Here is a 23,200-nt window from a genome sequence, read left to right as displayed (position 1 = left end):
CCAACGACCCTATTTTTTCGCCCCAGCTTCCACGTGTCCGCCAAACTTCTGCCGCATGGCGGAAAGCATCTTTTCCGCAAATGTGTGCTGTTGCCGCGACCGGAAGCGCACGTACAGCGCCGCCGTTAGCACATCCGCTGGGACCGCTTCGTCGAGCGCTGCCTGAATCGTCCAGCGTCCCTCACCGGAGTCCTGCACGTAGCCTTCGTATTCCGAGAGCGTCGGATTTTCCGCAAGCGCCATCGCCGTCAGGTCGAGCAGCCAGGAACTGACTACGCTTCCGCGCCGCCACACTTCCGCTATGTCTGGCAAGTTCAAGTCGTATCGAATGTCTTCGGGCAAATCTTTGCTGGTCGCGTTCTTAAAAATATCGAACCCTTCCGCGTAAGCCTGCATGATGCCGTATTCGATGCCGTTGTGAACCATCTTGACGAAGTGACCGGAGCCAGAGGGGCCGCAGTGAAGGTAGCCTTCTTCGGCGGTACCGCCGAGCTTTTCCCGCCCTGGCGTGCGCGGGATATCGCCCTTTCCTGGCGCCAGTGTCCTGAAAATTGGATCGAGCCGCTGCACCGCTTCTTTGGGCCCGCCAATCATCATGCAGTAGCCCCGCTCCAGGCCCCAGACGCCGCCGCTGGTGCCGACGTCGACATAATGAATGCCTTTGCCCTTGAGATCCTTGGCGCGGCGCACGTCATCTTTGAAAAAAGAATTTCCGCCGTCGATGATGGCATCGCCCGCCTGCATGTGCTGCGCCAACTTCTGCACGGTCGCTTCGGTCGGACCGCCTGCGGGGACCATGATCCAAACTGCGCGCGGCGCCGCCATCTTGCCAATCAGATCTTCGAGCGACGAAGATCCTGTCGCTCCCTCGCCGGCCAATCCCTTCACGGCATCGGCGCTGAGATCGGAAACAAAAAGCTGATGTCCGCCGCGCATCAACCGCCGCGTCATGTTGGCGCCCATGCGCCCGAGACCCACCATCCCCATCTGCATGCTGAAACTCCTAACCGTAACGCCTAGTAGCGCCGGCGTCCCGCCGGCTGTCGCGAGCGCATCCTGCGCTCGCACTCATGCATCACAAAACTCTAGAGTGCTTTTGCCACCGCAGCCTGCAGCGCGGCCAGCCCCGCCTTCAAATTGCTGCCCAAATGCACCCGCATCGCGCGCCTTCCGCGATCCGCCAGCACCTGGAAATCTCCACGCGCCTGCGCCGCCTTCACCACTCCAAACGTATATTTCTGGCCCGGCACGGGTAGCTCCACGGAATCATCGCAAGTGATTTGCAGAAACACTCCCGAGTTCGGCCCGCCTTTATACGCCTGCCCGGTCGAATGCAGGAATCGGGGCCCAAAGCCAAGAACTGTCGCAACACGTTTCTTATCCCGCACCAGATGCCGGATCGCTTGCAGGGCAGTTTCGTGCTCCGCATTCATCTGGATATATCCCAGCACCGCGAAGTAATCGCCCGCTTGGATGCGAGCCAGGTGCGCCTTGAGATATCCCGCCAGCGAATTATCGCCGCGCGCCGCTTTCGCAAGTTCCGCCGCGTTTTTTTCGTCGGTGAACAATTTAATTCCGGCATCTTCAACGACCGGACTTTCCGCGGGCAGGGAACCATTCTTCTCGTACTCAGTCGTCAAAGAACGCGTCGCAACTTTGCTGGCTTCAACATCGGGCTGGTTGAAAGCATTGATCCCGATGATCGATCCGGCCACGGCCGTAGCAATCTCCCAGCGGAAAAATTCTGCGCCCAGGTCGTAGATGTCGGGCATGGAAATGCGAACTACAGGATGCCCAGCCTTTTCGATGGCAGCCACGTGCTCGTCCTGAGTCGCGTCCGGGGCCGATTCCAGCCGCACATAAACAAACACCCGGTCGCTGCCGTAGACCTCCGGAGAGCCCAAGCTCTCGCGGTCTACTGGGATGATGCCTTTACCCACTTTACCCGTCGATTCGGCGAGCAGTTGCTCGAGCCACGCCCCCAGATCCGAGATTCCCGGAGAGGTAATCATCGTGACCTTATCGCGGCCCGCATTGGCGGCGGTTCCGAGAATGATCCCTAACACCGCGCCGGGATTTTGTTCGGCGGCAACACCCGACCGACAGGCATGAACCATCTCAGCCGCGCGATCGAGAAATTTCCTGGTATCAATCCCCATTGCTGCGGCCGGGACCATTCCAAAGTTCGACAAAGCGGAATACCGTCCGCCGATCGAAGGGCGCCCAAAGAACACATGCAGAAAGTGATCGGCTTCCGCCACCTGCTGCATCTTCGACCCCGGATCGGTGATCGCGACGAACTGGCTGCCAACTTTCGCCGCTCCCACCGCCTGCTTCGTGCGTTCGAAGAAATATTGTTTGAAAATATTAGGCTCGAGCGTGCTTCCAGACTTGCTCGAAACGATGAATAGTGTCTTCGGAATGTCGATCGATTTCTCGCACGCTTTCACCTGCGAAGGATCGGTGGAGTCGAGCACATGAAGGGTAGGGAAGTGCGTGATGCGGCCAAAAGTCATGCGCAGGACTTCCGGGCAGAGACTCGATCCGCCCATGCCCAGCAGCAGCACATGCTGAAAGCCTCGCACCTGAACTTCTTTAGCAACCTTCACCAGTTGGTCGTGCTGCGCGACCTGCTCCTCGACAATGTCGAGCCAGCCCAGCCAGTTGCCCTCGTCGCTTCCGGTCCAGAGGCCCGCATCACGGTTCCACAGGCGCTGCATGCTTCCGCGTGCTTGCCAGTCGGCGATCGTCGTCTTTACGGCCGTAGCCAGCGAATCGGGCAGGGAGGTCTTCAGTCGGCTCACCGGTCTTTCCTTTTTCTGATCTATCTTCTGGTTCTAATCTATCCTTTTGCTTGCGTGCTCTTCTCCACCGCGGCCAGCAACTTGTCGAACGCGTCGGCGAACAGCTTTACGCCATCATCGGTCAGCTTGTCAGTGACTTCCTTCATGGAAATACCGGCGCGCGCGAGATCCTGCATGGTCTTGGCCGCGCTCGCTACATCCTCGGTCAAGCTGTTGCGCAGCCGTCCATGATCGCGGAAGGCGTCGATCGTTGCCGGCGGCATGGTATTGACCGTATCTTTCCCGATCAACTCCTCAACATAAATCACGTCGCGATAATGCGGATTCTTCGTGCTGGTGCTCGCCCACAGCACGCGCTGTGTCTGCGCCCCCTTGGATGCCAGCGCCTGCCAGCGAGGTCCGCTGAAGATACGCTCATAACTCTGGTAGGTGAGCTTGCCGTTGGCGATCGCCACTTTGCCCAGCAGACTTTTCAGCAGAGCTTGCCGGCTCGCATCGGTCGTTGTCTTCAGCTTTTCATCGATTATGGAATCGATCAGCGTGTCGATGCGGCTGATGAAGAAACTGGCCACGCTGGCCATTTTTTTCAAGTTGCCCCCGCGGCCCGCCAGCTCTTCGAGTCCTAAGATATAAGCCTCGGCAACTTTTTCGTACACATCCTGCGCGAACAGCAAAGTGACGTTGATATTGATGCCTTCGCCGATCAACTGCTGGAACGCCGGAATTCCCTCGGTTGTTCCCGGCACTTTGATCATGACATTCTCGCGCTGCACCGCTTTCCACAGGCGGCGGGCCTCGTCGATCGTTTCTGTCGTTTTGCGCGCCAGGTACGGAGAAACTTCCAGGCTGACGTAGCCGTCGCGAGCTTTCGATTCGTCGTACACCGGCCGCAGCGCGTCGGCTGCATCCTGAATGTCGCGAATGGCGATCTGCTCAAAGCGGCCCGTGGCATCGAGATCCTTACGCGAGGCCAGCGACTTCAACACATCGTCATAGAGCGAACTGTCGGCGATTGCTTTCTCGAAGATCGCGGGATTCGAGGTCATGCCTCGCAGCCCATCGTCGGCAATCATCTGCTTGAGTTTGCCACTGGTGAACAGATCGCGCCGAATGTAATCGAGCCACATCGACTGGCCGTAGTCGAGCAATTCCTTCAGCGGATTCTTAGTCGCTTTCGAGTCCAGAACTCCAGTTGGTTGCATAGTAACCTCCACGTCTACGAATTCATTTTACCGATGTCATTTCTCCGACATCGCTGCGCGCGCTTCCTCCACTACTTTGTCGACCGTAAACCCAAAGAACTTCAACAGATCTTTCAACGGCGCCGACGCGCCAAAACGATGCATCCCAATATTCCGCCCCTTGAGGCCGGTATAGCGAGCCCAGCCGAATGTCGCCGCCATCTCTACCGAAACCCGCGCCGTCACGACCATTGGCAGCACGCTCTCTTTGTACGCCGCATTCTGCTGTTCAAAAATTTCCCACGAAGGCATGCTGACCACGCGCGCCTTCACTCCTTCGGCCTTCAATTTTTCGTACGCGTCCACGCACAGCGACAATTCGCTGCCCGTACCCAACAGAATCACTTCGGGCTTTCCCGCCGGCGCGTCGGCCAGCACGTAAGCTCCCTTGGCCACTCCGGATGCAGCAGCATACTTCGTCCGATCCAGCGTCGGCAGATTCTGTCGCGTCAACACCAGTGCCACGGGCGAATGGCGTAATTGCGCAATAATCTTCCACGCTTCGGTGACCTCATTCGCATCGCCCGGACGCAGCACGATCAGATTCGGCATGGCGCGCAGCGATGCCAGTTGCTCGATCGGCTGATGCGTCGGCCCATCCTCGCCCACGCCGATCGAATCGTGCGTGAAGATGAAAATTGACGGGCACTCCATCAGCGCCGCCAGCCGGATGCTGGCCCGCATATAGTCGCTGAAATTAAAAAATGTCGCGCCGAACGCGCGCACTCCCGACTTTGTCAGCCCGTTCACGCTCGCGCCCATCACATGCTCGCGCACGCCGAAGTGCAAATTGCGCCCCGCATAATTTCCCGCCTTGAAATCTCCCGCACCCTCAAATTTGAGCGTGGTCTTGTTCGATGTCGCGAGGTCCGCGGATCCGCCAATCAGCCATGGAATATTCTGCGCTACTACATTGAGCACTTTGCCTGAGCTTTCGCGCGTCGCCACGCCTTTGGCGTCAGGGGGAAACGTCGGCAGATTCTTATCCCATCCTGCAGGCAGTTCGTCGTGTTGCATACAGCGCAACCGCTCCGCCATATCGGGGAACTTCTGGGAATATTCCGCGAATGTCTTAGCCCACTGCGTGTGCAAGTCACGCCCGCGCCTGCCGATACCCTCGCGAAAATTCTCCCGCACTTCCTCTGGCACCAGGAATTTCGCATCTTCAGGCCAGCCATAAAACTTCTTGACCAGCTTTACTTCGTCTTCGCCGAGCGGCTCGCCGTGAGCCGCGTTCGTATCCTGCTTGTGCGGAGACCCGTAACCAATATGGCTATCGACAATAATCAGGGTTGGCCGGTCGGTGGTCTTGTGGAAAGTCTCAAATGCCCGCGCCAGCATTTCCAGGTCGTTGGCGTCGGCCACTCGGGTCACGTTCCATTCGTAGCCGATAAAGCGAGTCGCCACATCTTCACTGAATGACCAGTTAGCGGGACCGTCGAGCGTGACCGAATTGTGGTCATAGATCCAGCAGAGATTCGAGAGCTTCAAGTGTCCGGCGAGCGATGCGGCTTCGCCCCCAATGCCCTCCATCAGATCGCCATCCGAGCACATCGCGTAGATGTTGTACTCGAAAATTTCCAATCCCGGGCGATTGAAGTTCGCCGCCTGCCACTTGCCGGCAATGGCCATGCCAACACTATTTCCCACGCCCTGACCCAGGGGCCCCGTCGTCGTTTCCACTCCAGAAGTGATGTGCGACTCCGGATGTCCCGGTGTTTTGCTTCCCAGTTGCCGAAAGCGCTTGATCTGCTCTATCGGCATCGCGAGCTCTTTCGTGACGCGCCCATGCTCGTCGACTTGACGCACTTCCGCCAGATGCAACATCGCGTACAGCAACATCGAGGCGTGACCGTTTGACAGCACGAATCGGTCGCGGTTCAGCCATGTCGGATCGGCGGGATCGTAGCGCAGAAACTGCTGCCACAGGCAATACGTGACCGGCGCCAGACCCATGGGCGCGCCCGGATGGCCGGAGTTCGCCTGCTGCACCGCATCGATGGCTAGAGTTCGAATCGTGTTGATGCTCAGCGTCTCCAGTTGCTGACCTGTTGCTAACACCTGTTCACTGGCTACCATGCGATTCCACTCCTCTTCACTCCGAACTCCAGCCGGGATTTTCACCGTGGGGTGACCGGTCCTTAACTAAACGTTACCGGTCCTACTAAATTAGAGCGTCCCGATTACAGAAAGGGTTCAATACGCAGAAAGTGTATCAATTTCCGCGTAGACGTGGATTGACCTAGGGTGAAAAAACACAAGAAATGAGGGATTACTTATTTCAGAAGGTCGAAGTAGCCGTTCTCAAGTTTCGATCCGCGGGTTGTTTCCTGGACGAACTTCAGAAACTGCTTCAGATTGTCGCGTTCCGCCGCCGCCAGCCCTTCGAAATGGACGCGAACGCCGTTTGCGGGGCCACTGCGGGATACCACGCCACTCAGCGCAAAGCCTTTAACCCAGATCTTTCCGTTGGGCACCCACAAGCCGATTTCCACCTTCGATCCGGGCTTAACGGGCGTTGCCGTTTCCACCAGACATCCGCCCGCGCCAGTATTCGAAAGATTGCCCCAGATGGGAACGGGAAATTCGTCGACCCGCAACTCAACCGCGACGAAGCATTTGATTCGGGGATGCCGTCGCCGATCGCTTGCCCAACTCGTGCTGAACAGATCGGGTTCAAACGGAGGCGTCGCCGAAGCCGGAGTGGGGACGGCCTGCGGCTGTGCCGCCGAAGTGCCACGAGCTTTTCCGGCAGGAGCGGCGCTCGCCTTGATCTCACGCATCGCCGACAACAACGCTTCCTCACGCCGGTCAACCGGGGCTTCCCGATAGGCTTGCAGCAGCTTCCCGACATGCCGGACAAGGTCCGGGTCGGCCAATATTTGTGTCCAGTCTGTTCCCGTCGCTGCACTCATCGATGACACACATCTTTCTTTAACAATTTGTCGCTCCACCAGATTGAACCCGCAGTCACCGCCGTTCAAGATGACCTTAGTCACTCCGTGGCGTTTCTCCGATACTCAAATCGCAAAATGCGCCTTGGAAAATGACCAGTACCGCTTGCTGATTATTCGTCGGGCCGTAGAAAGGGCGACGCGATCGAGAGGAGATACGCCCGAAAAATCGGCGGATAATCACTGGCCCTCGAAAGCCAATTGAACCACTTCCGTGCTCTCACTTTGTCCCGGTTCAAACTTCCACTTAGCGACCGCATCCATAGCGGCTTCCACCAGCACCGGATTCCCCCCTAGCACTCGCGTGGACTTAACCGACCCATTCGGGCGCACTACGGCTTCCACTCGAACTGTGCCGTGGATATGCATCTTCTTGGCCAATTCGGGATAATTTGGCGCAACCCGCGAAGCGATCCTTCTTTCGGTCTTACTTTCGGTCTTGGACTCGACGTTATTCTGGGCGATCACGATGCTCGCCGTCAGTCCGATGAGCACAAGCGATGTCAGTGAAGTCCTTATCTTCATGATCTACATAGATTCCTGTATGCCACCCAGATTAATTTAGAGGAGTGCGCTGGCGCAAAGTACCAAAGTTAGTGGCCTGAAGGGAAAGTTGTGGCCGACGTTGCCATTCCGCGCCGTCCGCGTCCCAGTCCTGACCGAAGGACGCAAGGGCATTTCCACGCGACAGCGGAATCGTTTGCATCTTCAGGGTCCGCAAACGAATCAAAGCGTGCTAGTTATGGTGCGAGTTATTCTGGACACGAGGAAGGGCGTTACGGTCGTGTCATCGAGCGCCGAACGCTTCCAAAATCAAGAATGCGCTATCCATCCATAGTCACAGCTTCCCGATTCGCATTTTTCAGTCTCATTGTTGGTATGGTTTCCAGCCCGAGTTTGGTGTCTCAGTCCGCGAGTGAGCCTTCCTCGTCTGCCCCGAGTGTCTCGCTACCCGGCCCGCAAAATCCATTTCTTGGGAGCGCTCCCGAAGGAGAAGCAACCGCCGAAGTTCTACAGATCGACTACAGCGACGCCATCGACCGCGGCCTGCGCAACAATCTGGGCTTATTGCTGGCCAGCGACCAGACTCAAATAGCTCGCGGCGAACGCTGGAAAGAACTGAGCGACCTGCTTCCCAACCTCAGCGGCCGTGTCATGGAGAATGCCCAGAATTTGAGTCTGGCGGCCCTGGGCTTTAACAAACTCTTTCCATTACTCAGTCCTCCCGGTTCCAGTCCGGCTGCTCTCCCGCGCGTGACGCCCGCTTTTAATTATTTTGATGCGCGGGCCTCGCTGAGCCAGTCCGTTTTTAATTTCAAGCAACTGGAGAGCGAACGATCCGCCTCGGAGAGCGTTAAGGCGGCGCAGTTCAGTTACAAAGACGCTCGTGAAATGGTGGTGCTCGCCGTAGGCAACGCTTATCTGCAAGCCATCGCAGGCGCTGCCCGTGTGGAAACGTCCGAGGCCCAGGTCAAGAGCGCTCAGGCTCTGAACGACAAGGCCTCCGATCAATTGAAAGCCGGTCTCACCCCCGCGATCGATGCCTTGCGCTCGCAGGTCGAACTGCAAACCCGGCAGCAGCAGCTGATCGTCGCTCGTAACGATCTGGCCAAACAGAAATTGAGCATCGCCCGCATCATTGGACTGCCGCCGGGGCAGCAGTTTGTTCTTACCGAGAAAGCGCCGTATCAAGCATTAACCGCGCTTACGCTCGAGACTTATCTTCAGAAGGCTTATGCAGCGCGCGCGGACTACCAGGCACAATTGGCTCAGGTGCGTGCCGCCGAGTTGTCGCGGCGCGCGGCTGCGGCGGGACGATATCCCAGCCTCGACGTCAACGCCAATTACGGCGATATTGGGGTGAATCCCAGCCAGTCGAACGGCACCTGGCAGGTTGCTGGAGGCATCACGATTCCGATCTTTGAAGGCAATCGGGCTCACGCCGATGTGCTTCAGGCCGACGCGCAACTCAAACAGGCGCGGGCTCAACTCGGCGATCTCCGCGGCCGCATCGACTACGAAGTCCGCACCGCGCTGCTCGATCTGAACGCCGCCGCCGAGCAAGTCGAAGTCGCGCGAAGCTCGGTCGACCTCGCCGAGCAGGCGCTCGCCCAATCGCAAGACCGCTTTACCGCCGGAGTGGCTGATAATCTGGAGGTCGTGCAGGCCCAGGAGTCGGTGGCCAGCGCTCATGAGAGTTATATTGAGAGCCTCTATGCCCACAATCTCTCAAAAGTCGAACTGGCGCATGCCATCGGCGATGCAGAAGAGGGCGTCAAACGATTTTTGAAAGGCAATCATTAGCCTATGGGAACCACACAAACTCCCGACGTCGGAAATAAAGGCGAAACCCCTGGGTCCGCCCCGGCAAGCACGGCCCAGCCGGCGAGCACGACCAAACCATTGCCCTCCAGCGAGCAGGATTACCGTAGGCCTTCGCGCACGCAAAGTTCCGGTTTTCGTATCGCTGTCTTGATCGCCCTCATTGTTCTCGTGGTCGCCGGATTCTTTGCCTATCGTTATTTTTCCAGCTACGAATCCACCGACGATGCCCAGATCGACGGCCATGTCAACTCCGTAAGCGCTCGCATCTCGGGCCACGTGATCAAGCTTAACGTGCAGGACAATCAATACGTCGCGGCGGGGACCGTGCTCGTAGAGATCGACCCGGCGGACTATCAGGTTGCCTATGACCGCGCCAAAGCGGATTTTGAGGATGCTCAGGCCGCTGCCGTGGCGGCCGGTGTGACCATTCCAATTACTTCCGTCAACACAACGAGCCAGGTCTCAGCGACGGAAGCCGACGTGAATAGCGCCCGCGCTGGGATTCAAGTCGCAAAACAGCAGTTCGAAGCCGCCAAAGCGCAATTGCAGGAAGCCGAAGCCAATAATGTGAAAGCGCAAAACGACCTTGGCCGCTACAAACAGTTAGTCGAGAAACAGGAGATTTCCCAGCAGCAGTACGATCAGGCCACCGCCGCGGCCACGGCCAGTGCGGCAACCGTAGAAGCCGCGCGCGCCAGTGCCGACGCGGCCCAACAGCAGGTCACGCAGGCTCAGGGCAAGCTCGTGCAGGCCCAGGCGAACTGGAGTACCGCCAATACCGCACCCCGGCAGATGGAAGTAACGCGGGCCAAAGCCGCCTCCGCCCTAGCCGAAGCGCAGCGCAAAAAAGCCGATCTCGAACAGGCCCGATTGAATCTGGAGTACACCAAGATTGCCGCGCCCGTGAATGGGGTTGTGAGTGACCGCACCGTGGAAGTCGGGCAGAACGTCGCTCCCGGACAGGAATTGATGAAGATCATCAATCTCGACGACATCTGGATCACCGCCAACCTCAAAGAAACCCAGCTGCGCAACATGAAAGTCGGTCAGCGCGTGACTATCGAGGTCGACGCAAACGGACGATCCTACAGCGGTAAAGTCGATAGCATTGCCGGAGCCAGCGGCGCGCGCTTCAGTCTGCTGCCGCCCGAAAACGCTACCGGAAACTACGTGAAAGTAGTGCAGCGCATTCCGGTCAAGATTGTGCTTGATCCCGGAGCCAACAACGATCACCAATTGCGTCCCGGCATGTCGGTGACGCCCAAGGTCTGGATTCGCCAATGAGTGCAGCGGCGGGTACCGTCAGCACGGATCAGGCGGCCGACGCCTGGCGTCCGGCGGTCAATCCGTGGATTATCGCCATCACGGTTACGCTGGCTACATTCATGGAAGTGCTTGACACTTCCATCGCTAACGTCGCCCTGCCCCACATCGCAGGCAGTCTCTCCGCCGGACAGGATGAGAGCACCTGGGTCCTCACCTCCTACCTCGTTTCGAACGCGATCGTGCTTCCACTGAGCGGATGGCTGTCATCCATCATGGGCCGCAAGAATTTCTACATGGGCTGTGTCGCGCTGTTTACCGTGAGTTCGTTTATGTGTGGTCTCGCGCCGAACCTGGCGACGCTGATTATTTGCCGCGTTCTGCAAGGCGCCGGTGGCGGCGGTCTCCAGCCCAGCGAACAGGCGATTCTGGCCGACACCTTCCCGCCCGCCAAGCGCGGCATGGCTTTCGCGGTCTATGGCATGGCGGTCGTCACCGCGCCTGCGATTGGTCCCACTCTCGGCGGCTGGATTACCGACAACTTCACCTGGCGCTGGATTTTCTTCATCAACATTCCGGTAGGAATCATTTCCATCCTCCTGACCTCCAGGTTGATTCAAGATCCTCCCTACTTCAGGCGCCGCAAGATCAGCGAGACCAAGATTGACTACGTCGGCCTGGGCTTCGTTGCTCTAGGCCTGGGCGCTTTGCAGATCGTCCTCGACAAGGGCCAGCGCGATGACTGGTTCGAGTCCCACTTCATTCTTACGCTTACGATCATCGCGGTCTCCGCGTTGATCTTCGTCGCCATCTGGGAATGGAGGCACAAAGATCCCATCATCGACTTGCACCTGTTCCGGGATCGAACCTTTGGAGTCTCGAATCTGTTGATGTTCATGCTGGGCTTTGCCCTGCTTGGCAGTACTTTGTTGCTGCCCCTGTTTTCGCAGACGCTGCTTGGGTACACCGCGGAAGAGGCCGGTCTTTCTCTTATGCCCGGCGGATTCACCATCATTATTTTGCTGCCGTTGGTGGGATTTCTGCTCTCGCGCTATAGCCCGCGCTGGCTGCTCTTGTTCGGGCTCGTCATGTTGTCGTTCTCACTGTTTCACATGACCGGATTCGATCTCGATATTGACTTTAAGACAGTGGCGATGGCCCGTGTAATTCAGGCTGCGGGAATGGCGTTCCTCTTTGTTCCGATCAACACGGCGGCCTACGCCTTCCTGCCACGCGACAAGAATAACGCTGCGTCCGGCTTGATGAATCTGGCGCGCAACATCGGCGGCAGCGTGGGCATTTCCATCGTTACCACCATGCTCGACCGGCGTTCGCAGGCGCATCTCACTTACTTGTCGAGCCACTTAAGTTCGAGCAATGCGCAGCTTCGAGCACGACTGAACGCGCTCGGTATCATGCTCCAGTCCCGTGGGGGTGGGCCTCCTGGATCTTCCTCCGTGCCCTACGCGATTATTCAGAATGCCGTTGCCCGTCAGGCTTCCATGCTGTCCTATCTCGACTGCTTCATGTTTCTCGCCGTGGCCATTGCAGCTATGATCCCCATGGTGTTCCTGATGAAAAAATCGAGGCCCGGCGGCGGAATCGCAGTACACTAAGTACGTACTACCGGAAGTACGTACCATACCGGCCATGTTTCGCATCGTTACCATCGAGCGCGAGTTTGGTTGCGGGGCCGCGGCGATCTCCACCCAACTCGCCGAACAGCTGGGATGGAAGCTGTGGGACCAGTGTTTGACCGAAGAAATTGCCCGCGTTGCCAATGTGGATCCCTCTGCGGTGATGCGGTGCGACGAGCGCCGGGACAGCCGCTTGCACCGCCTCGCGAAATCCTTCTGGCGCGGCAGTTATGAGCGCAATTCCGCGGCCCTGGGGAGTCAGGTTTTCGATACTGATCGCATGATGTCGATGATGTCAGAAGTCATGAATAAGATCGCGCGGGAAGGCAATTCGATTATCGTAGGCCGGGGCGCGCCCTATCTGCTGCGTGAGAATCCCGACGCCTTCCACGTTTTTCTCTACGCTCCACGCGCCGAGAAACTGCGGCGCATCATGGCGGAGGGGCACAGCGAAGAAGAGGCTGTGGATCTGGTTGATTCCGTCGACCGCGAACGCATCGCCTATGTGAAACACTATTTCAATGCGGACTGGCCTACGCGCTCGCTTTATCACGTCATGCTCAATACGGCGGTAGGGAATGAACCTGTGGTCCGGACTATTCTCGATACCATGCATCTGGTTGAGGGCCGTCCGAAAGCGACCGATTACGAGCATCCCGCCGTTCCGGCGACGTCGAAGTAAGACTTCTCTCATCCACGTATTCACGGCATCTCCGCTACGTCGCGCTTTCAGATCTTACTTGCTCGACTTGCGAACGCGCCGATCGTTCTGGCGCGGGACAGCAGTTCTGCGGGCAAACGTCTGCTCGCGGGCCCAGCGAGCCGAGAGCCCTCCGCTCCGTTTCCGGGTTGGTGCGCTCCAGAATCAGTTCACGAATCATGGCGATGAACTTGGGATGCAATCCTACCGTTCTTGCGCGTGCCATCGGCAGCGCGAGCGAATCGCCCAGTTGGCGTGCTTCAATGTCGAGGTCATACACCACCTCCATGTGATCGGAAATAAAACCGATCGGCGCGATGACGACGGCGCTCGCCAGGTTGCGAGCTTTGACTTCGCGCAAGTAATCGAGAATGTCGGGCTCAAGCCATGGCTGGCCGGGTGCGCCGCTGCGGCTTTGATAGATAAGAGCGTCATTCGCGATGCCCAGCCGCGCGGAGACCAGCTTGCGTACCTCTTCCAACTGGCGGACATAGTCACAAGTGTTGGCCATCGACATTGGTATGCTGTGCGCGACGTAAACGATCTGAGCGTTCTGGCTGGCATCTGCGGGTACTTCCCTGAACGCATCGCGCACACGATCCTCCGTGGCCTCGAGGAATCCAGGATGATTGAAGAACACGCGTAACTTTTCGATCTCAGGCGCTGGCGCGCCGACTTCATCTTGGGCCCGTATGATATTTTCGCGATACTGTCGGCATCCGGAATACGAGCTGTATGCTGAAGTCACGAAGGCGAGGGCGCGGCGAATGCCATCTTGCTTCATCTGCCGCAGAGTTTCCGCCAGCATAGGATGCCAGTTGCGGTTTCCCCAATAGACGCGCAATTTCGGGCCGTGCTGCGCTAGTTCGTTCTCAAGCGCGGCAATCAGTTCGCGGGTCTGCTGGTTGATAGGACTTTTTCCGCCGAAGCGATAATAGTGCTCGGCGACTGAGAGCATGCGCTCGCGCGGAACATTTCTGCCGCGCAGCACATTTTCGAGAAACGGAATCACGTCTTCGGTGGATTCCGGTCCGCCGAACGCGACAACCAAAATTGCGTCGTAGTTCATTCAGTTGGCTCGAGGGCGGATTCATATCCCGAAAAAAAAAGAAAAGATTTTTCGTTAAAATACTGATTCTGAATGAGTTGCGTCGATTTGATATGGATATCGCGTCCGCAAAGTATTGAGCGGTAAGCACTTACACGCAAAATATTCCGGAATAAGGGGTTAGCAGCTATACTGGAAGGTGCGTCCGGATTGAGGGATTGACACTCGCTGCGGCTGAACACGACTCCTTCTATCTTAACAGGATCGGAGGGGATTGTTGCGGCGAGGTGGAAGTGTAATGGCTTTCGGGAGAATGAGTTAGCGAGGAAGGAATCGATTTTGCTTGACACCCGAGGGGCTGTAGAGAACCTCGGTCGTCGAACTGCCCGCCACCCCCCACCCTTGCGCGAAGAGCGCCGCAAGGAGGGCCATCAGGCCACCATGGCCTGACTCTGGCTGTGGGCCGAGGGGCTGCCAATTTCCCTAACGCCGTTTTTGGATGAACAGTTGTTTCGGGATTGGGTTTACCTTCTGCGTCAAGCGTCGGTAGGAGCCCTTCGGTGAATTACGCCACCTTCACCGAAAGCTCGGTTCCTTTCTTGAGCGGCAGCGTCACCGAAATAAACCCATTGCCCGGATCGCGAATAAACTCCAGAAAATCCGGCTCTGCATTGTCGTTCATCACGTACCCGCCAAGGCGAAGTTGTGGAGAGACGATCTCAATCACCTCACGCGCCAGCGAGGGCTCTGCATCGCGCGGCCAGCCGTCGATCAAAGCAAAATCCACCAAACCTCCCAGATCGCGAAGTGTTTGCCGCGCATCGCCCTCGCGTATTTCTGCATAGTCGGCGAGGCTTGCCTCGCTGAGATTACGCCTCGCGGTCGCGACTTTCGCCGGGACGAGTTCTGAGCCGATCACGCGACCGCCGCCGTTGTCGCGCATAGCTGCCGCGAAATAAAGGGTCGACATTCCGACCGAAGTCGCGAACTCGACCACGCGCGTAGCACGCATTCCGCGGCATAAAAGATAGATCAGGTCGCCCTGGTCGGGGCGAATTGAGAATCCCCGGTCCGCATAGTCATACGGATCCCGGCTTTGACCGTCATCGTTCGGACTGCCGGCCCGCGCGCCGCGACGTTCTGCCTCCAGTCGCTCGATTACCGCGCGGACGCGTTCATCCTGAATTACGCTCTTGAAGGTTTCATTTAGCAAAGTATTTGGCATGAATCGCTCTTTCTGTTGGTCTGTCTTTCAGTGTTGATGTAGCGCCTGCGGCCCCCCTACTTTCCCAGTATTTCCGTCGCAGCTCGATCGAGAATATTGGCGATCCGCTTCGCTTCCTCGGGATCGCACCCGTGTTTACGGCGCAGCGCGTGCTTCAGAGCGTGGCGCGCGCGATGCACTTCGTCGGAAGCGCCTCCGTCAGAATCGCCCACGCCAGCGAACGCTTCGCGTACCTGCTCCATTCGTCCACCAATTCGCGCCAGAGCTTCGAGAATCGCTTCGGCGTTCGCGCGATTTGCTTCCAGATGGGCCTTGCCCTCAGGTGTAATGCTGTAAAGCTTCCGCGTACCCTGCTGTTCCACGCTGGTGTAACCGATCTCATGCAGGTAAGTCAGCGCGGGATAAATCACGCCCGGGCTGGGCGTATAGAATCCGCCCGAACGCTCTTCGAGGGTCTTGATCAGTTCATAGCCGTGCGCTGGTTGTTCGGCGAGCAACGCCAGAATCACCAATTGAATGTCGATCGCGTCGAGCTTGCGACCGCCGGGAAAATCGCCGCCGGCGAAGTCGCTCACAAATCCAGGGCCTCCACGACGGAATCCGCGGCGTCCGTGATGACGGCCGTGCCCTCGGGCGTGTTCTCGGCTGCGTTCGCGGTCGTGTTCTCGTCCGTGTCCTCGGTCATGTTCTTGGTCGCGTTCGGGACCGTGTTCGCGGCTGTAGCCGCAATCGAAACGTGCTGATGTTGAAGAGTCTTTGAAATGGTTGTGTTTAATCATGTTTCACAATATATCGTACGATGTATCTTATAGCAATACAAATCGTAGCTCTCGTCTCAAGAATGTTCCCAAATAACTCAATTTGAACGGTTTTTCGTGGTCATTTGCGGGTGTTGCCCGCGTCCACACGCCCCTCTCGTTATTCCGAGCTACCCGTTGGCTCATGGAAGTTCGAAGGTCGGCGGCGGCAGCTTAGGTAGGGGGATCGGTGTGCTATTTTGCGCCTAGGACTGCTGTGGGGGTTTCGATCGGGGCGGTGGGGTTCAGCGAGAGTGGGCGGTCGAGGGAAATTTCCATTTCGGTGAAGCGCGGAAGAACTACGTCGCGGCCATGACGCGTCGCCAGGTAGATGCCGGAAACGCAGGTCGACACGATGCGCGCAGAGCCTGCGGTGGAAGCGTCGGTGGCGGTCGAGACGAGGGCTTCAATAGCGATTTGAACCCCGTCGTCGACTTCTTTGGCGAGGCCGGCGCTCATGCCGAGGTTGATGGCCATCCACGGGTTGCCGGGGCGTTCGCCGTGCAGGCCACCTTCCGCGTCGATGCGGGTGTGGGAGCGCCGATCCAATTCTGCTCCGGCGAGGGACGCCGCGATGGGAATTCGATTTCCGCCGGGCAGAGTGAGTTGGGTGAAGATCAGGTAGAGCGAGCCGGCGCGGCTCAACATGCGGGGCTTGGTTTTCTTGATGACTTTGCCTTCAAACAGGCTATCGGCCGGTAGAACGAGCTTCTGATTCAGAAGGACGGGCTCAAGCAGGCGACCTTGCACGACGTCTCCGGGCAAGCTCTTCGAGGCGCTAATGCTGCCTAAAAGAAGAATCTTGCAACGAGTGCCGGCGGGGAGAGTGGCGATCTTTGACTCTTCTTGTCGAGATGATTCTTCAGCCGTCGCGGTTTCCGAAGCGCTTGCCGAGAAGTTTGCCGAAGCGGTAGAGTTCTCGACGCCGAAAGCTTCCAGCACCAGAGTGGGCGCGGGCGATTTCTTCTGGGTCGGCGGGAGCAGATCGACTGCGCCATTTTCGGCGCCTGAATTTTTCTTCGTTTTGGCGTGAACTTCACGCAGGCGACTCACCGCAATCAGCGAGACTTGCAGCGGACTCTCATGACCGCCGTCGAGCACGCTAGCGGTATGAAAGATGGGATAGTTTTCGTGGCGAGGCGTGAAAGCGTTGACCACCCACGGCCAGTGGTCATTGGGAATGCGCTTTCTCTTTTCCATGTGGTCGACCGTCAGCCCCACGCGGCTTCCGGCGGCGAACAGTTTACGATCAGCCGCATAGACATCTCTGGATAGACCGCCTTCCACCACGTCGCCGGGCTTCAGCCTCGACATTTTTAAGGGAGAGGCGAGCTGCACTTTCAGGTAGAGGCCCGCAGCGGGCCCATGCAGGCTCGCTGCGGGATCATCGGCAGCCGAGCAGAATATCGGAAAAGCGGCGAATGCGAGTGTAAGCAGAACTCGGACTGCGCGCTTCAGCCATTGATTGGGCTTCGACATTTTGCTCCTGGGCATTTGCTCCTGGGCTCCGGGGCTTTCGCACAGCCGACTAGTGAGAGTGGTGCCGGCTTATTGGGGCTTTGCGGCGTGCTGTTTACTTGGGGGATGGTGCGCCCGGAGAGATTCGAACTCCCGACCTGTTGCTCCGGAGGCAACCGCTCTATCCAGCTGAGCTACGGGCGCGCACGGACCTAATACAGTCTACATGGATAGATGAAAGTGCATCAATGGCGACGGGCCCCGACTATCGAATCGCCAAAATCTCTAAGCTTGTGCGGTGGTCCTCTCGCAAACACGCGGCGACCGTAATCACCCGCTTTCGATGCCGCGGGCGTCACATCAATCGTAGCCGTGCGGCTGCGGTTGAGTCTGATTTTCCAGGGAAAGTGTCCTCTTGTTTTCTAATAGCGGTCGCGCCGGCCGCCGCCGCCGTCACGCCGGCCGCCACCGCCGCGATCTCCGCGGTCGCGGCCGCCACCACCGCCGCCTCCGCCGCTGCGCTCGGTCTTGGGCCGCGCTTCGTTTACGTTCACGGTGCGACCGCCGACTGAGGAGCCATTCAACGCCGTGATGGCCTTCTCGCCGTCATCGTTACTGGTCATTTCTACGAATCCGAAACCACGAGATCGTCCCGTGTCACGGTCGGTCATGATGCTTACGCGGTCCACTTGCCCGAAGGGCTCAAACAGCTGACGCAGTTCGTCCTCGTTGGTATTGAAGCTCAAATTTCCTACGAAAATATTCTTCACGTCTTGCCTCTGCATTGAGCTGTCGGAAGTGCGAGCAATTCGGCGGACTTGGCAGGTCGGGAGGGCCTTTCCTGAAAATCGATACCGGAGCTGGCGAACAGTCGAATGCGCCGAGCAGTATAGCAGGTTTTCCCCGACGGGCTTGTTAAATCACTGTGAAGACAATATGTTCGTCAGAGCACAGAGTTAACACTCGTCGACCTTCCAGTATCCTTCGGCGTGAAAACCCATTTGCAGCAGGCGGTTCTTGGGATCGTGGCGCTTGCCGCAGCCGGGACAGACCAGATAGCGGCCCCACGCTGTGCCCTGACGATCGTAATTTTCCGCCACGGCAAATGTCCGCCCGCAACTGCAAGGAATGAGGAACATGCGCAGCGGCAGAGTGCTCTTCCTCTCTTCAGAAGACTTCTTTTCGGACTTGCCGCTCGTCCCGGATTTGCGTTGCGGCGTCACGCTTCTTCGACAGTTGCAAACGAACTTCGCTTGCGTTTGTTCGACTGCAATGTTTTCTTGCGAAGACGCAGCGATTTCGGAGTGATTTCGACGAATTCGTCGTCGGCGATGAATTCGATGGCCTGCTCCAGATTCAACGGCCGGAAGGGAACGAGGCGAATGGCCTCGTCGGCAGTCGATGCGCGCATGTTGGTGAGTTTCTTTTCCCGCACTGCATTTACGTCCAAGTCGGTGTCTTTGGCGTTCTCGCCGATGAGCATTCCCTCGTAGAGATCCACGCCAGGTCCGACGAAAAGTTCGCCGCGTTCTTGCAATCCCCAGAGAGCGTAGGCGGTGGAAACGCCGCCGCGATCGGCGATGAGCGCGCCGGTGAGGCGATGAGGAATTTCGCCCTGCCATTCGGTGTAGCCGTCGAAGAGTGCGTTCATGACGATGGTGCCGCGCGTGTCGGTGAGCAGCTGGCTGCGCAGGCCGATCAGGCCGCGGCTGGGCACGCGAAACTCGATGCGCACGCGGCCGTAGCCGTGATTGTGCATGTTGGTGACTTCGCCTTTGCGCGAGCCGAGTTGCTCCATGACTACGCCAACGAAATCTTCGGGAACGTCAACTGTGAGATGTTCAACCGGCTCCATCAGCTTGCCGTCGATTCTCTTGGTGACAATCTCCGGTTTGCCGACCATGAGCTCGTAGCCTTCGCGCCTCATCATTTCAATCAGGATGGAAAGTTGCAGTTCGCCCCGGCCCAGCACTTTGAAGGAATCGGTGGTGCCCATATCTTCGACGCGCAGAGAAACGTTGGTGAGGAGTTCTTTTTCCAGGCGTTCGCGCAAATTGCGCGAGGTCACGTAGGTTCCTTCTTTGCCCGCGAAGGGGGAGTTGTTCACGGTGAAAACCATCGCGATGGTTGGCTCGTCGATCGCGATATGCGGCAGGGGCGCGGGGTTCTCAGCGTTGGTGATGGTCTCGCCAATCGTGATGCCTTCGACGCCGGCGACGGCGATAATGTCGCCCAATTCGGTTTCCGTGATGTCGGTGCGCTTCAGCCCAGAGAAAGAAAACAGTTTCGTGATTTTGGTTTTGTGGAGCGTACCGTCGAGGCGGGCGATGCCGACTTCTTCGCCGGTGCGCATGGTCCCGTTGAACACCCGCGCAATGGCGAGGCGGCCGAGGTAGTCGCTGTAATCGAGGTTCGCTACCAGGATTTGCAGAGGACCGGTGGGATCGCCTTTGGGCACCGGGATAGTTTTCACGATCGCGTCGAAAAGTGGCCGCAGGTCTTCGCCGCCACCTTTAATTTCGGTGGTCGCCGTGCCGATCTTCGCATTGGTGTAGAGTACGGGAAAATCGATCTGCTCTTCTTTGGCGTCGAGGTCGATGAACAGATCGTAGATTTCGTTGAGCACTTCCTGCGGTCGTGCGTCTGCGCGATCGATCTTATTGATGACGACAATCGGCGGCAGTTTGGCTTCGAGCGCTTTACTCAGAACGTAGCGTGTTTGCGGCAGCGGGCCTTCGCTGGCATCAACGAGGAGCATGACGCCGTCGACCATTTTGAGAGCACGCTCGACCTCGCCGCCGAAGTCGCTGTGGCCGGGCGTATCGACGATGTTGATTTTTACGTCGTGATAAAAAATGGCGGTGTTCTTGGCGAGGATGGTGATGCCGCGCTCGCGCTCCAGTTCGTTCGAGTCCATGACCCGTTCGACATGATGCTCGTTGCTGCGAAATGTCCCGCTCTGTTGCAGCATAGCGTCGACCAACGTCGTTTTGCCGTGGTCGACGTGCGCGATGATGGCGATGTTGCGAATGCCTGAACTCAAAAAGGATCCTTCCTGATCTTTGCCCTGAGTATATGAACGGACGGCCTGCCCCGATTGTCGGCGTATTACTACTTTACTATGCGACGGTGAATTTATGGATGGAGAAGTGCAAAGATGCCTGGATTCCGGCGGAACTGAGGTCACGCGACGACGTTGCTAAATTAGATTTCTTGGACTCACAGCTTTCGCAATCCGTTGCTGCATACGGGACTGCGCTCAACGCGGGCGCTCTCCAGAAGGGCGCAGCTGTTTTCAGCTTTCGAACGTTGCGGGTGATGGAGATGGTATTGAATGGCGCGGTGGCGTACCCACTCCAGATGCGCACCGGCGGCGCGCAGGCGATAGCCGAGTTCGGTGTCCTCGCCCCAATAGTCGACGAAGTCTTCGTTGAAACCGTTGACTTCTTCGAGCAGAGAGCGGCTGAGGGAAAAGTTGCAGCCGAATAGCACGGGTTCGGCCCGATGAAGCCATTTGCGTAGAATTCGATTTCGAATTTCGAGGCTTTCCTCCAAATGGCTGGCTCGTCCCAACAGGGCATCAAGGGTTAACCTGGGCGTCGGGTGATCGAGTTCGCCCGCAAGAATCTGTTGCGGCGTCAGCCTCCGCGACATCTCTGGGCTCAGGTTTACCCGGCGTCCACAGAGCACGGTACAAGCCTTCTGGTGGTCATGCTCCTGATGATCAAGGTGTGCCTGAACGAAACGGGGATGAGGAATGCAATCGGCGTCAATGAAGATGAGATAGGGCGCGGAGGAGGCTAGAATCGCCTGATTCAGAATTTTGCACTTGCGAAATCCTTCGTCGGCTTGGCTGACATATTTGATTGGGAAGGGCGAGCGCTGCGAAAAAGATTCGACGAAAGCCCGCATCTCCGGTCCGGAGCCGTCGTCGGCGATGACGACCTCGAAGTCCTTACAGGATTGACGGGAGAAGCCGGTTAGCACGAGTTCCAGTTCACGCACCCCGTTATAGACCGCGATCAAGACTGACGCTTTCACTTGGCCTTGACCTCAGCGGGTTCCAGTAATTCCATGCCTACTTCGGCGGGGCCTTCGCTCCGGATTCTCAGGCGGTACCAGACCACAATCGTCAGCAGCGAAAACACAAAAATGATGGTCGAGATGGCGTTGATCTCCGGGGTGATTCCGCGGCGAAGTCGGCCCCAGATTTCGAGCGGAAGCGTGTTGTCGCGGCCGATGAGGAAAAAGCTGACGGCGATCTCGTCCATCGACAGCGTGAAAATCAAAAGCGCTGCGCCGATGATCGGCAGCTTCAGATTCGGCACCGTGATCCGCCAAAAGGTCTGCCAATAGTTTGCACCCAGGTCGAGGGAAGCTTCTTCCTGGGCGCGGTCGAGCTTTTGCAGGCCGGCGAAAACTTCGGTGGTCGCGACCGAAATCAACGCGGTGCCGTGGCCCAGGATGATCGTCATCAGGCTCAGCTTTGCTCCCGCCACGTTGAAGAGCATGAGCAGTGAAAGGCCGGTGATGATGCCGGGCAAGATCAGCGGGAGCAGCACCAGACGACGAAACAGCGCCTTGCCGGGAAATTGGGCGCGGTCCAGAGCCAAGGCTGCCGGTATGCCGAAGGTGAGCGAGATGGCGATCGCCGCGATTGCCACTTGCAGGCTGTTGAGCACCGAATCCCAGATGGCGCTGTCGGCGAAGAGAATTCGATACCAATCGAGTGTGAGGTGATGTGGAGGAAATCCGCCGACGCCTTGGCCGTTGAACGAATAAAGGATCAGCACTGCGATCGGCAGATAGAGAAATGCAAAGACCGCGGCTGCGTGGACTTGCAGCCAGCCTGAGCGAGGGATGTTGGTTTCGCTGCTCGGCTGCCCGGTCACGAAAAGCTCCATTTCTTTTCGAGGCGCTCAGAAAAGAAAAGCAGGCTGGCCACGATCACGAGCATGGCGAGTGAGATGGCTGCACCAAGTGGCCAGTTGTAAGCCGCTCCGAACAGGCTGACGACAATATTCGAAATCATGATGCCGCTAGGCCCGCCCAGCAAAAGTGGAGCGAGGAAATCGCCAAGGCTTAGAACGAAGGCGAAAGTTGCGCCGGCAACGACGCCGGGAATCGACAGCGGGAAGATTACTTTCCAAAACGTTTGCGCGGGTGTCGCACCCAGGTCATGCGAGGCTTCGACCAGATTGCGCGGGATATGCTCCAGGGCAGCATAAATCGGCAGAATCGCGAACGGCGTGTAGATGTGCGTGAGTGTCAGCACCACAGCGAAAGGGCTATAGAGCAAAAAATCGAGGGGATGGGTGGTCAGGTGGGCATACTGAAGCAGCGTATTGAGCACGCCGCCGGATCCGAGGATTGTCTTCCATGCATACGCGCGGACCAGGTAGCTAACCCAAAGAGGAATGATGACCAACTGATAGAAAAGATCTTTGCGCTTGCCCGCGTAGAAGGAAAGAAAATAGGCGAGCGGGTATCCCAGCAGCAGAGAAAATAACATCACGCGGGCGGCAATCCACATGGAGCGCAGCAGAGTTTGCCAATAGACCGCTTTCTGGAAGAGCTCCTTATAGTTTTGAAAATTCCAGGAGTGCACGATGGCCTGCTCGGGCGAAACCGACCAGAAGCTGTAGCAGAACATCAACGCGTAGGGCAGGAGCAGAAATGCCGTCACCCACAACAGCGGCGGGACGGTTACGGCCGTCTTATAGGCTCGGGAGAACATGTTTCTCCAAA

20 protein-coding genes and 1 tRNA gene are annotated in these 23,200 nt (G+C 57.7%); 4 read left to right on the top strand and 17 right to left on the bottom strand.

The genetic code is table 11. The features are described from left to right. Positions 1-9 precede the first annotated feature (9 nt). From gnd to VGM18_09505, 6 genes are all read right to left on the bottom strand, one after another. A complete protein-coding gene (gnd, locus tag VGM18_09530; protein HEY3973232.1) occupies positions 10-993 on the bottom strand; it encodes a decarboxylating 6-phosphogluconate dehydrogenase in 984 nt (327 codons plus the stop codon). A 92-nt stretch (positions 994-1,085) separates the two neighbouring features. Beyond that, positions 1,086-2,804, bottom strand: coding sequence for a bifunctional transaldolase/phosoglucose isomerase (locus VGM18_09525; GenBank protein ID HEY3973231.1), 1,719 nt, complete (start codon positions 2,802-2,804; stop codon positions 1,086-1,088). 38 nt (positions 2,805-2,842) lie between these two features. After that, entirely contained in the window at positions 2,843-4,006 is a 1,164-nt protein-coding gene (tal, locus tag VGM18_09520) for a transaldolase (protein HEY3973230.1), read from the bottom strand. Between the two features lie 36 nt (positions 4,007-4,042). Beyond that, positions 4,043-6,124 carry a transketolase gene (gene tkt, locus VGM18_09515; GenBank protein HEY3973229.1) on the bottom strand — a complete coding sequence of 694 codons (2,082 nt, stop codon included), beginning with the start codon at positions 6,122-6,124 and terminating at the stop codon, positions 4,043-4,045. Between the two features lie 197 nt (positions 6,125-6,321). After that, positions 6,322-7,044: a PilZ domain-containing protein gene (locus VGM18_09510; GenBank protein ID HEY3973228.1), complete on the bottom strand. Its 723-nt coding sequence runs from the start codon at positions 7,042-7,044 to the stop codon at positions 6,322-6,324. 135 nt (positions 7,045-7,179) lie between these two features. Further along, positions 7,180-7,524 (bottom strand): energy transducer TonB, encoded by a 345-nt coding sequence (locus VGM18_09505; protein ID HEY3973227.1) that lies wholly within the window; start codon positions 7,522-7,524, stop codon positions 7,180-7,182. 375 nt (positions 7,525-7,899) lie between these two features. Between VGM18_09505 and VGM18_09500 the strand changes: the two genes are divergently transcribed. The 4 genes from VGM18_09500 to VGM18_09485 are packed head-to-tail and all read left to right on the top strand — an operon-like array spanning position 7,900 to position 12,906. Continuing rightward, on the top strand, positions 7,900-9,303 hold the full coding sequence (locus VGM18_09500) for a TolC family protein (protein HEY3973226.1): 1,404 nt from the start codon (positions 7,900-7,902) through the stop codon (positions 9,301-9,303). A 3-nt stretch (positions 9,304-9,306) separates the two neighbouring features. Continuing rightward, complete coding sequence (locus tag VGM18_09495) at positions 9,307-10,608, top strand: HlyD family secretion protein (GenBank protein ID HEY3973225.1); 1,302 nt, start codon at positions 9,307-9,309, stop codon at positions 10,606-10,608. Beyond that, the gene (locus VGM18_09490) at positions 10,605-12,203 is read left to right on the top strand and encodes a DHA2 family efflux MFS transporter permease subunit (protein ID HEY3973224.1); all 1,599 of its coding nucleotides are present in this window, start codon (positions 10,605-10,607) and stop codon (positions 12,201-12,203) included. Before VGM18_09495 ends, VGM18_09490 begins: the two co-directional genes overlap by 4 nt. 34 nt (positions 12,204-12,237) lie before the next feature. Beyond that, a complete protein-coding gene (locus VGM18_09485; GenBank protein ID HEY3973223.1) occupies positions 12,238-12,906 on the top strand; it encodes a cytidylate kinase-like family protein in 669 nt (222 codons plus the stop codon). 34 nt (positions 12,907-12,940) lie between these two features. Here VGM18_09485 and VGM18_09480 read toward each other — a convergent pair whose 3' ends face one another. From VGM18_09480 to VGM18_09430, 11 genes are all read right to left on the bottom strand, one after another. Then, on the bottom strand, positions 12,941-13,993 hold the full coding sequence (locus VGM18_09480; protein HEY3973222.1) for a ferrochelatase: 1,053 nt from the start codon (positions 13,991-13,993) through the stop codon (positions 12,941-12,943). Positions 13,994-14,537: 544 nt separating this feature from the next. Then, positions 14,538-15,197 carry a class I SAM-dependent methyltransferase gene (locus VGM18_09475; protein HEY3973221.1) on the bottom strand — a complete coding sequence of 220 codons (660 nt, stop codon included), beginning with the start codon at positions 15,195-15,197 and terminating at the stop codon, positions 14,538-14,540. A gap of 56 nt (positions 15,198-15,253) precedes the next feature. Beyond that, positions 15,254-15,772: a PadR family transcriptional regulator gene (locus VGM18_09470; GenBank protein ID HEY3973220.1), complete on the bottom strand. Its 519-nt coding sequence runs from the start codon at positions 15,770-15,772 to the stop codon at positions 15,254-15,256. 417 nt (positions 15,773-16,189) lie between these two features. Further along, the gene (locus VGM18_09465; GenBank protein ID HEY3973219.1) at positions 16,190-17,473 is read right to left on the bottom strand and encodes a hypothetical protein; all 1,284 of its coding nucleotides are present in this window, start codon (positions 17,471-17,473) and stop codon (positions 16,190-16,192) included. Positions 17,474-17,579: 106 nt separating this feature from the next. Continuing rightward, positions 17,580-17,656, bottom strand: a tRNA-Arg gene (locus VGM18_09460). 218 nt (positions 17,657-17,874) lie between these two features. Next, the gene (locus tag VGM18_09455) at positions 17,875-18,237 is read right to left on the bottom strand and encodes an RNA-binding protein (GenBank protein ID HEY3973218.1); all 363 of its coding nucleotides are present in this window, start codon (positions 18,235-18,237) and stop codon (positions 17,875-17,877) included. A 171-nt stretch (positions 18,238-18,408) separates the two neighbouring features. After that, entirely contained in the window at positions 18,409-18,675 is a 267-nt protein-coding gene (locus VGM18_09450; protein ID HEY3973217.1) for a hypothetical protein, read from the bottom strand. Further along, positions 18,672-20,495 carry a translational GTPase TypA gene (gene typA / locus VGM18_09445; GenBank protein ID HEY3973216.1) on the bottom strand — a complete coding sequence of 608 codons (1,824 nt, stop codon included), beginning with the start codon at positions 20,493-20,495 and terminating at the stop codon, positions 18,672-18,674. Before typA ends, VGM18_09450 begins: the two co-directional genes overlap by 4 nt. Before the next feature lie 176 nt (positions 20,496-20,671). Further along, positions 20,672-21,493 carry a glycosyltransferase gene (locus VGM18_09440; GenBank protein ID HEY3973215.1) on the bottom strand — a complete coding sequence of 274 codons (822 nt, stop codon included), beginning with the start codon at positions 21,491-21,493 and terminating at the stop codon, positions 20,672-20,674. Continuing rightward, the gene (locus VGM18_09435) at positions 21,490-22,356 is read right to left on the bottom strand and encodes an ABC transporter permease (protein ID HEY3973214.1); all 867 of its coding nucleotides are present in this window, start codon (positions 22,354-22,356) and stop codon (positions 21,490-21,492) included. The genes VGM18_09440 and VGM18_09435 overlap by 4 nt, the downstream gene beginning before the upstream one ends. Further along, complete coding sequence (locus VGM18_09430; protein HEY3973213.1) at positions 22,341-23,189, bottom strand: ABC transporter permease; 849 nt, start codon at positions 23,187-23,189, stop codon at positions 22,341-22,343. Before VGM18_09430 ends, VGM18_09435 begins: the two co-directional genes overlap by 16 nt. Between the last annotated feature and the right edge of the window lie 11 nt (positions 23,190-23,200).

It is taken from the genome of Candidatus Sulfotelmatobacter sp. (genome assembly GCA_036500765.1).
GTDB lineage: Bacteria > Acidobacteriota > Terriglobia > Terriglobales > Acidobacteriaceae > Sulfotelmatobacter.
Note: the sequence above shows the minus strand (reverse complement) of the source record. Positions and strands in the feature narration are given on the sequence as shown.

Excerpts from the sequence above, each read along its gene's own strand:
- VGM18_09485 (HEY3973223.1), top strand. The coding sequence starts at position 12,238 with ATGTTTCGCATCGTTACCATCGAGCGCGAGTTTGGTTGCGGGGCCGCG.
- VGM18_09435 (HEY3973214.1), bottom strand. The coding sequence starts at position 22,356 with ATGGAGCTTTTCGTGACCGGGCAGCCGAGCAGCGAAACCAACATCCCT.
- VGM18_09455 (HEY3973218.1), bottom strand. The coding sequence starts at position 18,237 with ATGCAGAGGCAAGACGTGAAGAATATTTTCGTAGGAAATTTGAGCTTC.
- VGM18_09430 (HEY3973213.1), bottom strand. The coding sequence starts at position 23,189 with ATGTTCTCCCGAGCCTATAAGACGGCCGTAACCGTCCCGCCGCTGTTG.
- VGM18_09480 (HEY3973222.1), bottom strand. The coding sequence starts at position 13,993 with ATGAACTACGACGCAATTTTGGTTGTCGCGTTCGGCGGACCGGAATCC.
- tal (HEY3973230.1), bottom strand. The coding sequence starts at position 4,006 with ATGCAACCAACTGGAGTTCTGGACTCGAAAGCGACTAAGAATCCGCTG.
- gnd (HEY3973232.1), bottom strand. The coding sequence starts at position 993 with ATGCAGATGGGGATGGTGGGTCTCGGGCGCATGGGCGCCAACATGACG.
- VGM18_09490 (HEY3973224.1), top strand. The coding sequence starts at position 10,605 with ATGAGTGCAGCGGCGGGTACCGTCAGCACGGATCAGGCGGCCGACGCC.
- VGM18_09505 (HEY3973227.1), bottom strand. The coding sequence starts at position 7,524 with ATGAAGATAAGGACTTCACTGACATCGCTTGTGCTCATCGGACTGACG.
- tkt (HEY3973229.1), bottom strand. The coding sequence starts at position 6,124 with ATGGTAGCCAGTGAACAGGTGTTAGCAACAGGTCAGCAACTGGAGACG.
- VGM18_09495 (HEY3973225.1), top strand. The coding sequence starts at position 9,307 with ATGGGAACCACACAAACTCCCGACGTCGGAAATAAAGGCGAAACCCCT.
- VGM18_09465 (HEY3973219.1), bottom strand. The coding sequence starts at position 17,473 with ATGTCGAAGCCCAATCAATGGCTGAAGCGCGCAGTCCGAGTTCTGCTT.
- VGM18_09475 (HEY3973221.1), bottom strand. The coding sequence starts at position 15,197 with ATGCCAAATACTTTGCTAAATGAAACCTTCAAGAGCGTAATTCAGGAT.